General features: G+C 60.1%; 11 protein-coding genes and 2 pseudogenes. 7 read left to right on the top strand and 6 right to left on the bottom strand.

Translation table 11 applies throughout. From position 1 onward, the window contains the following. Positions 1 to 87 precede the first annotated feature (87 nt). Positions 88 to 1,164: a 3,4-dihydroxy-2-butanone-4-phosphate synthase gene (gene ribB, locus WN72_RS43620; RefSeq protein WP_092215808.1), complete on the top strand. Its 1,077-nt coding sequence runs from the start codon at positions 88 to 90 to the stop codon at positions 1,162 to 1,164. On the opposite strand, the gene WN72_RS43625 is transcribed toward ribB, so the two are convergent. Further along, a complete protein-coding gene (locus WN72_RS43625) occupies positions 1,161 to 1,835 on the bottom strand; it encodes an AraC family transcriptional regulator (protein ID WP_347337473.1) in 675 nt (224 codons plus the stop codon). The genes ribB and WN72_RS43625 overlap by 4 nt on opposite strands. On the opposite strand from WN72_RS43625, the gene WN72_RS43630 reads away from it, so the two are divergent. Genes WN72_RS43630 through WN72_RS43640 form a run of 3 tightly spaced genes read left to right on the top strand, consistent with a single transcriptional unit; the run spans position 1,827 to position 5,334 of the window. Then, positions 1,827 to 4,220: an FUSC family protein gene (locus WN72_RS43630; protein WP_143130585.1), complete on the top strand. Its 2,394-nt coding sequence runs from the start codon at positions 1,827 to 1,829 to the stop codon at positions 4,218 to 4,220. The two genes, WN72_RS43625 and WN72_RS43630, sit on opposite strands and share 9 nt — an antisense overlap. After that, entirely contained in the window at positions 4,217 to 4,435 is a 219-nt protein-coding gene (locus tag WN72_RS43635; protein WP_092215454.1) for a DUF1656 domain-containing protein, read from the top strand. The genes WN72_RS43630 and WN72_RS43635 overlap by 4 nt, the downstream gene beginning before the upstream one ends. Next, positions 4,432 to 5,334 carry an efflux RND transporter periplasmic adaptor subunit gene (locus WN72_RS43640; protein ID WP_092215452.1) on the top strand — a complete coding sequence of 301 codons (903 nt, stop codon included), beginning with the start codon at positions 4,432 to 4,434 and terminating at the stop codon, positions 5,332 to 5,334. Before WN72_RS43635 ends, WN72_RS43640 begins: the two co-directional genes overlap by 4 nt. Before the next feature lie 1,053 nt (positions 5,335 to 6,387). On the opposite strand, the pseudogene WN72_RS43645 reads toward WN72_RS43640, so the two are convergent. Then, positions 6,388 to 6,636: pseudogene (locus WN72_RS43645) on the bottom strand (dihydrolipoyl dehydrogenase); the annotation flags it as partial. A gap of 311 nt (positions 6,637 to 6,947) precedes the next feature. Between WN72_RS43645 and WN72_RS43650 the strand changes: the two are divergent. The 3 genes from WN72_RS43650 (at position 6,948) to WN72_RS43660 (ending at position 9,435) form a co-directional block, all read left to right on the top strand. Then, positions 6,948 to 7,676 (top strand): LuxR family transcriptional regulator, encoded by a 729-nt coding sequence (locus WN72_RS43650; RefSeq protein WP_092215450.1) that lies wholly within the window; start codon positions 6,948 to 6,950, stop codon positions 7,674 to 7,676. An 84-nt stretch (positions 7,677 to 7,760) separates the two neighbouring features. Then, positions 7,761 to 8,393: an acyl-homoserine-lactone synthase gene (locus WN72_RS43655; protein WP_092215807.1), complete on the top strand. Its 633-nt coding sequence runs from the start codon at positions 7,761 to 7,763 to the stop codon at positions 8,391 to 8,393. Between the two features lie 82 nt (positions 8,394 to 8,475). Beyond that, positions 8,476 to 9,435 carry a LysR family transcriptional regulator gene (locus WN72_RS43660; RefSeq protein WP_092215448.1) on the top strand — a complete coding sequence of 320 codons (960 nt, stop codon included), beginning with the start codon at positions 8,476 to 8,478 and terminating at the stop codon, positions 9,433 to 9,435. Here WN72_RS43660 and WN72_RS43665 read toward each other — a convergent pair. The 4 genes and pseudogenes from WN72_RS43665 to trbF all read right to left on the bottom strand — a co-directional run bounded on the left by WN72_RS43665 (position 9,402) and on the right by trbF (position 12,569). Next, the gene (locus WN72_RS43665) at positions 9,402 to 9,647 is read right to left on the bottom strand and encodes a DUF2274 domain-containing protein (protein WP_092215446.1); all 246 of its coding nucleotides are present in this window, start codon (positions 9,645 to 9,647) and stop codon (positions 9,402 to 9,404) included. The two genes, WN72_RS43660 and WN72_RS43665, sit on opposite strands and share 34 nt — an antisense overlap. 4 nt (positions 9,648 to 9,651) lie before the next feature. Beyond that, positions 9,652 to 10,858: pseudogene (locus WN72_RS43670) on the bottom strand (TraB/TrbI/VirB10 family type IV secretion system protein). Beyond that, positions 10,855 to 11,889 carry a P-type conjugative transfer protein TrbG gene (gene trbG / locus WN72_RS43675; protein ID WP_194482965.1) on the bottom strand — a complete coding sequence of 345 codons (1,035 nt, stop codon included), beginning with the start codon at positions 11,887 to 11,889 and terminating at the stop codon, positions 10,855 to 10,857. The pseudogene WN72_RS43670 and the gene trbG overlap by 4 nt, the downstream one beginning before the upstream one ends. Then, on the bottom strand, positions 11,886 to 12,569 hold the full coding sequence (trbF, locus tag WN72_RS43680; RefSeq protein WP_092215442.1) for a conjugal transfer protein TrbF: 684 nt from the start codon (positions 12,567 to 12,569) through the stop codon (positions 11,886 to 11,888). Before trbF ends, trbG begins: the two co-directional genes overlap by 4 nt. Positions 12,570 to 12,584: the final 15 nt, after the last annotated feature.

The raw sequence follows: 12,584 nt of genomic DNA on the forward strand, positions 1-12,584 counted from the left end.
AGAGTGCTCGAGCGGCGCTGCGAGCCTGACAATCTGCACACGACCCAACGCGAGCACCCGTCGGTTCCAGCGAGCAGAGCGACCGAGATGACGGGATCGATCGAAGCGGCCCTGCAGGCGCTCGCCGACGGCGAAATCGTCGTGGTCACCGACGACGACGATCGCGAGGGCGAAGGGGACCTCGTCGTTGCCGCCTCGCGGTGTGCGGCTGAGAAGATGGCCTTCATCATTCGCCATACATCGGGAATCGTCTGCGCTCCGATTACCCTCGAAGACGCGAGACGCCTGCGGCTTGACCCGATGGTTGTCAACAACGACTCGGCTCACACCACGGCGTTCACCGTGTCAGTGGACTACCGGCCGGATAACGGTACGGGCATCTCGGCCGAAGAGCGGGCCTCGTGCTGCCGTGCACTCGCCAACCCCAACGTCGGCGCCGGCGATTTTTGCCGGCCGGGACACGTTTTCCCGCTGATCGCAAAAGAAGGGGGCGTACTCATGCGCTCGGGTCACACCGAGGCCGCCGTCGACCTGTGCAGACTGGCAGGTCTCGAGCCGGTCGGTGTCATCAGCGAACTGATGAACGACGATGGCTCGGTGATGAAGGGTCCGCAAGTCGCGGCGTTCGCCGACAAGCACAAGCTGAAACAGGTCACCATCGCAGACCTCATCAGCTTCCGGCAGGCCCGCGAGACGCTGATCGAGCGCGTCTCGAGCGTCACGGCGGAGAGCTCGATCGGCCCGCTCCAGGGCTATTCGTATCGCTCGCCGTTCGACCCCATTCATCACGTCGCCTATATCTACGGAGAACTGGGCGACGGCACCAACGTCCTCACGCGCTTCTACAAACCCAACATCCTGCGCGATTTGTTCTCGGGTCAGGAACAGGCCAAGATGAACGTCATTCTGCAACGCTTCAAGGATAATGGCAGCGGCGTGCTCGTCTATCTGCGCGACGGCGCGGCGGGCGTTCCGCCTGCGCCGCTAGGCCCGATCAGTTCGCGCGAAGACGACCGTAATCGGCAATGGCGCGAGATCGGCGTCGGCGCCCAGATCCTGCGGGATCTCAAGATCAGCTCCATCCGTCACCTCACGTCGTCGACGCATCACTTCAAGGGACTGTCAGGCTTCGGCATCGAGATCGTCCGAAACGAAGCGCTCTAACTCCAGCCATCCGCGTTTCGAAAGTCCATTGAGCGCGTCCCGCACCTCAGGCGTCCGGCGAAGCTTGCAGTCGTCTCGCGGCAGGTCTCCCCCGGGCCAGTCTGGCCGGCCTCGCGCTCGGAGAAGTAGCGCGCCGGCGATTTGCCAAGCGCCTTCTTGAACATGGTGATGAACGCGCTCACCGACTCGTAGCCGAGCGCCTCGGACACGGACTGAACCGTGTTGCCAGCAGACAATTTCTGGATGGCGACGATGATCTGAAGCTGCTGACGCCAGCGACTGAAGGTCATGCCGGTCTCGGCGAGCACAATGCGCATCAGCGTCCGCTCGCCGAGCGCGACGGCTTGCGCCCACTCCGCCACGGTCCTACGGTCGGCCGGATTGTCCATCAAGGCATCGGCGATCATACGCAGTTTCGAACTCCGCGTGATCGGAAGATGCAGCCGTTCGGTCGGCATGGCGATCAACTCGTTGAGGAGCACCGCGGCGATCTGCGCAGGCGGGCCGTCGGGATCGTAGAGCGGGGGCAGCGTCGCCATCCGATGGATCAGCTCGTGCAACAGCGGTGAGATCGACAGCGTGCAGCATTCCTGCGGCACGCTCGCCGCATCCATGTCCACATAGAGAAACAGCAGGCTGGCGTTGCCGCTGACGCGATTGCTGTGGGGCATACCGCCGGGAATCCAGACGCCGCAGCGCGGCGGGACCATCCACAGGCCGCTCGGCACTTCGCACGTCACACCGCCGCGCTGGGCGAGGACGAGCTGTCCCTTGCGATGGATGTGAACCGGCAGTTCGTCCTCCTGCTCCCGGGTATCCACCATGCCGGCCACGATCGGACGGTCCAAAATGTCAGGATCGAACCGCCGATAGTGCTGATAGAGCGTGCCGCGCATTGTCATCCTTTAGCAATTAATTGGCAGAATAACGAAATTCTCTCGACGCAGCAACGCCTATGGTCTCCGTGCCTCACGGACGATCACATCATGCCTTCACCATTTCTGTCTCGGCTTCTCGCAACAGCAGCGCCCGGCCGGCTCGATCCCAAATGGGCGCTGTTCTCGGCGAACTCCTTCATCGCGGCAATGCTCGCGATCTATTTTGCCTTCCGGCTCGGATTGGAGCGGCCGTATTGGGCGATGCTCACGGTCTATCTGACCGCACAGCCGCTCGCCGGCGCGGTTCGGTCACGCGCCGTCTACCGCTTTGTCGGGACATTGCTGGGCGCCTGCATGGCGCTGGCGCTGGTCCCGATCCTGGTCGATCAACCCGCGTTATTGTCGGTTGCCGTTACCGCATGGGCCGGACTCTGCCTCTATATCTCCTTGCAGGACCGCACGCCGCGCAGCTATGCTTTCCTGCTGGCAGGCTACACCGCGACGACAATCGCGTTCTCGAGCGTCAACGTTCCGGCGATGGTATTTGTGACCGCGCTGTCGCGTGTCGAGGAGATCCTGCTCGGCATCGGCTGTGCGACCCTGGTGCACACCCTGCTGTTCCCGAGCGACGTCACTACTCCTGTGCTGAAATCCCTCTGCGCCGCATTGTCGGACGCCTTCGCCCGGACCACCGATGTGCTCTGCGCGCGCGTCGACAAGGCACCGAATACGGGACGCTGGAAGCTCGCTGCGGACATCACGCAAATCGAGATCCTGTCGACGCACCTGCGCTACGACACCGCCGCAAGCAAGCCGGACCTGCGCGCCATCGGGTCCGTGCAGGACCAGCTCGCATTGGTCTTGCCGATGCTGCTGTCGGTGGAGGACGGACTCGCCGCCTTGGGAGAGCGGCGCTCGGCCGAGTTGAACCACCTGCTGTCTGAACTCGCCGACTGGACACGTGCGCCGGAGCGATCACCGGCCACTTCCGACGAACTGATCAGAAAGTGCACATCGTTCGAAGCGACCTGTTGCGACGATCGCAGCGAATGGGATCGGCTGATCGAGGCCGGAACCGCGGCCAGATTGGCCACGCTGATCGAAGCGCTGGCTGCCGCGCGAAACCTGTCGCGCGCATTGCACAGCGGTGCTCACCCTGCCACTTGGAGCCAAGCTGGCCTGCGGGATCGACACGTGAGGCGACGCCTGCACAGCGATCCCGGCCTTGCCGTTCTGTCGGTCGTGGCTCTTGGCGTCGCCGTGCTCGGCTGCTGCACGGTCTGGATCACGACGGCCTGGCCGGAAGGCGGCGTCGCCACGCAAATCGCCGCCATCGCCGCGGCGCTCTACAGCAGCCTCGACGATCCCGCGCCAACGCTGATTTCCTACGCGCTCTGGACGCTGGCCTGCCTACCGATCGCCGCGATCTACCTGTTCGTGATCTTCCCGGCCATCACCGGCTTTCCGATGCTGGTGTTCTCGCTGGCGCCGACCTTTCTGGTGATCGGCTATCTGCAGGCCAATCCCCGGCATTTCATCAAGGCGCTGGCGCTCGGTCTCGGACTGATCAGCGCGCTCGACCTCCAGAACAAATTCAGCGCCGACTTCGCTCTGTTCATCAATAGCAATGCGGCTGCGATGATCGGACTTCTCACAGCGTTCATCGCAATTCGATTGCTGCGTTCACTGTCGGCATCGGGAGCGGCGCAGCGTCTGCTGCGCCACGGCTGGTCCGATCTGGCGAGGCTGGCTGCTGCACGGCGGCCGATGAGCCGCGCCAGATGGACCAGCATCATGCTTGATCGATTCGGCCTGGTGATCCCTCGGCTGGCTGGCGCGACGACGGACATCGCGGTGGAAGCCCGTCCTTTGGCCGCGCTGCAAATCGGCCTCGATCTGCTCGCGCTCAGGCAAGCCGCAGTGCACGAGGACGCGCGCACCGACCCTGGCCTCCAGCAGCTTCTGCCGATGCTGTCGCAGGCATTCCGCTGGCTGGCCCGCGGCAACGCGAAACTGAAGCCTGACGATGCGCGCGCCCTTCTGGCCGCGATCGACAACGCGCTGTGCGACACGCGCAAAGACACGACCGCCTGCCAGCAGCGAACGCTCGCGCTGATCGGCCTGCGTCGGACGATGTTTCCCGATGCTCATGCTTGGTCCAGCAAGGCCATGCCATGAACGAGGAAATCGCCATTGCCGGCGTCTACGTTCCGACGTTAGCGCTGGCCTGTGCTGGTGCGCTCGCGGCCTGCTTTATCGCCTCCGCGGCCAACCGCAAATTCATCGGCGTCCATATTCGAAGGTATGCGTGGCACCCCGCGCTGTTCGACTTCGCCGTCTTCGTCATTCTGACCAAGATCTTCTACGCTGTTCTGGGAAAGCTGCCGCTATGACAACGATGGGTTCGATGTTTTCCCGCATGATGCTCACTGTCCTGATGGTGAGCGTCGCGGCACCGGTCGGCATCGGCATGTGGGAGCATTATGAGGCGGCGCCATGGACACGGGACGGCCGCGTCCGCGCCGACATCATCGCCGTTGCCGCCGATGTCTCCGGGCTGGTCGACGAGGTGCTGGTCCGGGACAATCAGGTCGTCCGCAAGGGTGATATCTTGCTGCGGCTGAATCCCGACCGTTTCCGCCTCGCCGTCCAACAAGCAGAGGCGTCTCTGGCCAACCGCGAAGCCGCCGCGGAGAAGGCAGCGAGCGACCGCGCACGATACGAGAAGCTGAGCGAAGGTGTCGTGTCGCAGCAACAGCGCGAGACGATCCGCGCTACGGATTTGCAAGCCAAGGCGCTTTATGGTCAGGCCGTGGCCGACCTTCAGATCGCGCGGCTCGATCTCGATCGATCCGAAATCCGGGCACCCGCGAACGGCCGCGTGACCAATTTCGATTTACGGCCCGGCACCTATCTCGCCGCGGGGCGCGGCATCATGGCGCTGATCGACATCGACACCGTGCGTGTCGAAGGCTATTTCGAGGAGACCAAGATCCCGCGGATCCACCTCGGTGACGCCGTTGACGTGAAGCTGATGAGCGGAGCGACGCTGAGCGGTCGGGTCGAGAGTATCGCTGGCGGAATCGAGGACCGCGATCGAAGTTTGGGGTCCAGCCTGCTCGCCAGCGTCAATCCATCGTTCTCCTGGGTCAGGCTCGCCCAGCGCATTCCGGTTCGGGTCCGCATCCCGCGCAAAGATGTCGATCGCCTGATCGTCGGAACGACTGCGACGGTGCAAGTCAATGTTGGAAACCGCAACGAACCGCCAAACACCATGGGCGTTTTACGGTAACGCTCGGTAACCCGCTCAGTCGGCGCCGAGAAAATCTAATGAAAACAAAGCCGAATGGCGCGCCCGGAACGATTCGAACATCCGACCCTCAGATCCGTAGTCTAGTCCGGAGCATTGAAACAACTAGCGTTTGTTACCGTAAGCGCAAGCAAGAATCGCGAAATAACGCCGTTTCGCCGCGGCACCAGATGCAGCCAGACCTTGAGAAAGGGCCCGCCGATCGCGCCGGGCCAAGTAGAGGGAGGAAACGAAAGATCGGATATCTTCGCAAACGCCGAATGCGGAATTCGATCGCGGAAATCTAACGAACGACATCCAGCAGCAATACTGTCGTGCACATCAGATCGCATTTTGTGCTGAAGTCCGCAGCTCTCAGTGCCATTTTCGGCATTTGACGCGAGGTACGGTTTCGACTGCACCAAAAAAGCGCGCGCGAAACTTGAAGGGTCCCGATCCCCAGGCTCGGCACGTCCAGAACAGCTCATTTCATCGCCCGGCTCAGATCTCGCAATGCCCGCGCCGCCATACCTGCTTTTGCAATTCAGAGCTCCCGATCGCCGAGGGTTCTGCCGAGGATGACTGCCTGGGTTAGCGTTGCGATGATGAGTGTCCATTCCTTTAAATCGCGCGCTGACGAAATCGCGCCTATTTTCCGAGGCGCTGTCCTCGATCGTCTCTACCTAGCGCGCGGAGCGTCTTTCTTCTGAAGCTCGACAGGTCGAACAGGAGCCTAGGCACTTTTTCCAGCGCCATCGCCTTGCCTTCGATTGCGAGATGTAGAACTCGCACCAATCTGGCAAGACCGAGTTCTACAAATGCGACCGAACATGCGGATCATTCCCAATTTTGAGCTGGCTGTCTACAATGACGATGGATGCTGCTAGATCAGGTCTTCTCTCCAGAACGACGTATCGTATCGACACGCCGCGGCAAATTCCTCCTCCTGAACGCTCAAAGGTACCTTGACCTCCCTCCGAGAAGTTCCCGCCATATTCGGGTCCCATATGAACGATCGGCAGCGAGACACCTGATGCAGGCTCATGTTTTGAATTACTAGTGGCTCGCGCGCTTGGTCGACCTCTTCGCACCCGGCAACACATCCGTGCAAACACCTTCGTACTTCGGCAGCCTGGCCTATTGTTTCTCCGAACGTCGGATGCGGATGAATGGTTTTGCTGATATCAATTGCATCGGCGCCCATCTCGATCGCCGGACAGGTTCTCCGATCATGTCGCCAGCCTGCGGGCCAACGATCACACCGCCGATGATCCGGTGAGTCTCTTGGTCGATGATCAGCTTGGTCGGCAAACTGGCCTTTCTGGCCGGTCAACGCAGTGTCCCGGCACATGCAGGCTCCTGGCCAGTTGCATAGCCGCATCACATTCCGCGCTTTGGGGGTGACGGCTGCGATTTCGGCACAAAATGCCGGGGGCGATATGAGAATAGGCAAAGACAAACTGTACGAGGCACGACGTTGTGGTGTTTGGTACAAGAGGGTTTTGCCTTGACTTCACCGGCCGCGAAGCGCGGCTCTTTGGTCACTTGTTGTGGGCACAATCAACGAAGTGGGCGAGATCTCTGCTCTCGCACCATGCACGGCTTGCTTGGCAGCGATGCACCGCATCTTTCAAAATTTCATTGATCTCCTAGCGACCGCAGAAGATCTCCAAGACTTCTCCAAAGCCATGGCGGATACAGCGACCGCTTTGGACCTATCGTGTTTTGCCTATCTAGCCCTCCAGCACTCAAGCAAAGGCAAACCGCGCCTAATCTCTACGTATCCATCGCGGTGGGTGGCACACTATCTACGAAATAATTATCAAGTGCTTGATCCCGTCATCGGAGAAGCTCTTCGAAACCCCGAGCCCTTTCGGTGGGGGACTAATTTCAACTCGAAGTTCACATCGAAAGCACAGCATCGGCTTTTCGAAGAGGCCGCGGAATTCGGAATTCGGTTTGGCTTTACGGTGCCCATTCACGATGGCCACGGTCCCATCGCTGCATTGACCTTTGCCGTTGACCAGAGTCGCCCACAATTCGAACGGTTCATTGAATCGCATGAACGCGTTCTTCAGCTTATGGCGATGTATTTCCATGCTCATACCCGCCGAAAGCTAGCGAACGTACACGATATAGAGGGGACATACCTATCTCCGCGTGAGTTCGAATGCTTGGAGTGGGCAGCTCGGGGCAAGAGCGCTTGGGAGATTGGATGCATTCTCGGCATCTCGCGCAACACGGTTGCCTTCTACCTAGAAGGCGCGAAGAGAAAACTTGGTGTTCGGACGATTGTGCAAGCGGTAGCCCGCTTAGCCGCTGTGAAAAGAAAACAGCAAAATTAGGGGCGCAGCCCCCTACAACTAAAGGTAATGACTTGAGATCCATGATCCGCTCCAAAGGTGGCGATGTACACCCCTGGAGGGACTATGATTCAGCTAATCACACCGCCCTTGTATGGCCAGTTCGCCGAAACTCTCGTCGAAATGCATCGGTTACGTTATCGCGTTTTCAAGCTTCGCATGGCATGGGACGTTCAAACCAGCGGCGACATGGAGATCGACGATTTCGATGCACTGCATCCCGCTTACCTAGTCCAGCTATGTGACAACGGGCAGGTGCAAGGTTCCGTACGCCTGCTCCCCACACTTGGCCCGACCATGCTTTGCGACACCTTCCCTACGCTTCTTGAAGGCCAACCCCCGCCGTCAACTCCTCTCGTTTGGGAAAGTAGTAGATTCGCGATCGATGTTGCTGCCGATGCCCCGAAGGGGGATCACGGTCTTACTCGTGCTGTTTACGAGCTATTTGCGGGAATGGTAGAGTTCGGGCTCTCAAGACAACTCACTGACATCGTTACCGTCACAGACGTCCGTATGGAGCGAATCCTTAGACGAGCGGGTTGGCCCCTGCGGCGCATTGGCAATCCTTCCGCAATTGGCAACACCTTAGCCGTGGCGGGTTACCTCGAGATCTCGCGCGATACCCTGGTCACCCTTCGTAGAGCCGGCGGGCTTTCGGCACCGGCCCTTTGGACGCCAGTAATCTTCGCGGCCGCGTAGAACAATGCAGGCCAGTACGATATGCCCGTTCCCGCCTAGAGCGGGGACGCCGCGTCTTGCGGTTCGCTTCCGAGCTATAAACATGACGGAAATTGAAACTAGGAACGGTCAGCGGAACGCGGCGAGAGCTGTTGACCTGCAACAGCTTCGACTTGCGGTTGCCGCTTGTGACCACGGAAGTTTTCGACGAGCCGCAGAAGCGCTTTCGATGAAGCACACCGCCTTTAGCCGTTCTATTGGCCAGCTTGAGTACCTGGTGGGAACTTCACTGTTTGAGCGCTCAAGTGGGGGAATAAAGCCTACAATGGCCGGCCGAGAGGTTCTGCGAATCGCGCGGTTGATTCTGGAACAAGTCGACATGCTCCTTGACACAGGAAGGTCCGGTGGTCGCGGCGACACTGGCCATCTTGTTATCGGCTTCTTCACATCTATGTCCACCGGCAATTTGCGAGCGACGATAGGTGAGCTCAAGAAGCTACTACCAAGCCTCGAAATGGCAACGATGGAGCGCTCACGCTTCCGTCTGGTGACCGCTCTCCGTAACGGAACCGTCGACGTTGTCGTTAGCCCTGGACGTCTGCCTTCAAAAGACACCAGATCACTACTGCTGTGGAGCGAGCGCATCCTGATCTCGCTGCCCCAAGATCACTGGCTGGCCGCACGCGAGATCATCTATTGGACCGATTTGCGTACCGAGAAGATCCTTCTAAGCAAGTATGATCCTGGGCGAGAGCTCGAGGATCTTCTGATTTCGAAGCTAGTGCTACCCGACGATCGCCCCAAGATAGAACGACATGACGTGAGCCGTGGCATTATCAAGAGTTTAACGAGTATGGGCATGGGGCTAAGTCTGGCGATGGAATCGGATATTGGTGCAAGTTTCGCCGGCCTTGTGTATCGAGAGTTGCAGGACGGAGCGGGACCAAGCCGGGTGGACTTCTATGCGCATTGGCGCGACGACAATGAGAATCCGGCTCTGAAGCGTTTCCTCAATCTGTTGGCAGACCGCTATCCCTCACCCTCGCCGACCCTTGGGGACTGACCAGTTCGTCTCGCCTTTGCAAATCCGCGATCCGTGGCCATAAAGCGCGCCAGCATGGGCGCGATCAGCTTCACCGGATCGATGCGCTGCCCACTTTCGTGTGCCAAGGCCTCTGCATAGGCTACGAGATCCCGATGCACTGATGCCGGTAGTTCAGTGGCGACCTTGACCGGCTTGTCATCGGGCAGTGCTGCTATTTTAAGCTTGGGCATGCCGTTAACCTCCGTATGGACCAAGTATGAGATCACGATTGACGAGAACTCGAACTGGAAAGCCAGGTCGTACGGTCAAAGTAGGCTGGACGTTGAGACTGCGCCGAACCACCTGCTGTCCGGTTTGGTTTAGTGAGTCGGAGGCGCCGTGTCGTAATGCCTGGATGATGGCACTGTCGTTGCTATTGGTGTCAGAGCCTGCGCCTAGTTCCGTCCCGACGGCCAAGAACGTCGATAACGCGGCGGCCTTGAACAGCTCACCCCAGTGGTTTTCGACCTGGTCTTCCAGGCCCGCATACCCGGCGGTATCAGTGCCAGGCTGCCGCTCGAGAACGATAGAACGTCCATTTGGCATGATCAGGCGGGTCCAGACGAGTGACACGTGACTGGCCGAAGGTGACCTGACTATCGTAGATCCCGATCAGACGCGCTCCCTGAGGCACAAGCAGGAAGCGGCCAGTCGGCGTGTCATAGACATTCTCGGTCACCTGCGCGGTAATTTGGCCTGGCAGGTCCGATCGGATTCCGGTGATCAGGGCTCCTGGAATAACCGTCCCAGCCTGCACGATATATGGTGAAACAGGCCTGGTGAGGCGATCAGGGCTGACCGTACGACGGTCCGCAGTGGCGTTCACGAAGGCAAGCTTGCGGTCCTGGCCGTTCTGCGCAGATCCGTCATCACCGGTGCTCGTTGCGCTCGCCGGCACCACGCGGTCGCTTCCAACCGCCGCAGCGGGCGGACGCACTTCTCGTCCATTGGTGGAAGCGAACAAATGACTGATGCGGGCTGCCTCGGTCTCTTGATCGCGGCGTTGCTGGTCCGGATCAGCGCCGCTCGTCGGCAACTGGCCTTGAGCGGCAAGGATCGGTCGACCGAGATCCCCGGGGAGCGGCGGACCAAGCTGCGGGACGGGTTGGCGCGGAACGCCAGCGTAGTCCTTCGGCAGCGTCGTAATGCCGTCCGCAACATTGTGGTGGTCGGTACTGTAAAGCTCATCGGCCGCCTGATTACGGAAGCGATTGTTCTGCAGCGACCACAGCACTGCTCCGCCGATGACAAGCAGGGCAGCCGCGCTCCCGCCGGCCAGGACCTTCCGCGACAACCGTGTCACGCGCGGATGCTCCGCTCTCAAGCGGAAGCTTTCGGACTGCTCCCCTTGTGTCTTCGGCGGAACTCCTTGCTCGTGATCGTTTTCATTCCGAGTGTTCATGACGACGGCCTCCCGTCGGTCCTGACAATCCTGACCTTCTGCTGGTGCTCACCGCCGAGCCGGAGTTCGGCGGCTGCAAACAGCCGATCGACGATCAAAACGTTGCCGTAGGCGCGATAGTTGACGAGTTCGGTTTTACCGTCCGGGCCAATGACGAAGAGCGGCGGCATCTCACCTTGCACGATGCCTTGCGGGAACTCGACATAGACCTTGCGGCCATCGTCATACACGGCGAGCGGCCGCCAGGGTGGACTGTCCCCTTCGATGGCGTAGCGGGAGACACGCTGCGCGGGATCTGGAAGAATTGGCTTTAGAGCGACTGAGCGCGACCGTTCACGCACTGTTTCCGGATAGTACCAGGCAACGGACGGCATGTATGGCCGCTCGCGGGAGCGGAGTTCGATCAGGTAAGTGCGCCGGTCGGTATTGACGACGAGGTTGGTCTCGATCGATGCGCGGGTCGGCTTGACAAGGATGTGGACGCGTCGCGTGTCGCCACTTCCGCTCTCGGTATCACCCACGACCCAGCGTACAGTATCTCCGGCCGCAATAGGCCCTGATCCAGTCAACTGCTCTCCTTCCTCGAGTGCGATATCCGTGATCTGTCCCGGTGCGGCGTAAATCTGATAGAGGGCTCCAGGACTGTAGGCATAGATTTGCGCTGCGTTGAAATACCCGCGTCTGCGCGGTTCAACACGGGCTGCGCTGTTTGCCGTCTCAACCCGGCTCACCGGTTCAGCATCTTCCTTGCCTCCCGACTTGCCGCCAAGAGCCGGCTTCCAGAGGGGTGGAATGTGAAGCGGTCGCGATTTGTCGTCGAGGGTCACCGGAGCCGCCGGCAGCGGCGGGACTTCCGCGTCATAGCTGATCTCCGGCGGAATGTAGGTCGCGCACCCACCGAGTGCCGACGAGCAGAGCAGGAGTGAGGACAGGATTGCCCGCTTCAAAGTCACAAGCTCGGGGCAAGGCGAATTGGGCCTGCTGTGCAGGATAGAGCGTTTCGAATGAACGTCAGACGGCGTCTTGCTCACTGACTCAACTCCTTTGACCAGTTGATGGCGCGGACGTAGACGCCAAGGGGATTCTTGCGCAGACGTTCGGCATCGCGCGGTGTCTCGATCACGATGGTGAGAATGGCAGTCCAGCGCTCGGTCGAACTCAGCGAACCGTTGTCGTAACTGCGTTGACTCCACGCGACCCGAAAGCTTTCCGAAGACGCACGAATGACGCTCGATACATCGACGGAGATTTGGAGCTTGCCCAACTTGGCGAAAGGGTCGTTGTTGCGTGCATAGTCGTTGAGCGCGGCCGCGCCGCGATCGGTCGTAAAATCATAGGCGCGCAGCCAATTCTGGCGCAGAACAATGCCGTCGGCCGGCAAGCCTCGGACATCCTCAATAAAGCGCGCCAGATGGTAGGCGATCTGAGCGTCAGTAGGTTGATAGTCGACGTTGGCCGGCGCAACCCGTTGGGCCTGTCCAAGATGATCGACCTCAACCACCCACGGCGTGATCGAGCCTTGATTTGATTGCCAGACGAGCCCACCCGCGAGACCGACTGAAAGCATCAAGCAACCGAATGCCATCAGGCGCCAGTTCTTCGCTTGCACTCGCGCCGATCCGATGCGTTCGTCCCAAACCTGAGCTGCCTTTTGATAAGGCGTAGTCGGCTCGGGCATTCGCCCGTAGTGTACTGATGATCGTTTGAACATCGATGGTTGCCCCTG

The organism is Bradyrhizobium arachidis, from assembly GCF_015291705.1.
In the GTDB taxonomy this organism is placed as follows: domain Bacteria; phylum Pseudomonadota; class Alphaproteobacteria; order Rhizobiales; family Xanthobacteraceae; genus Bradyrhizobium; species Bradyrhizobium arachidis.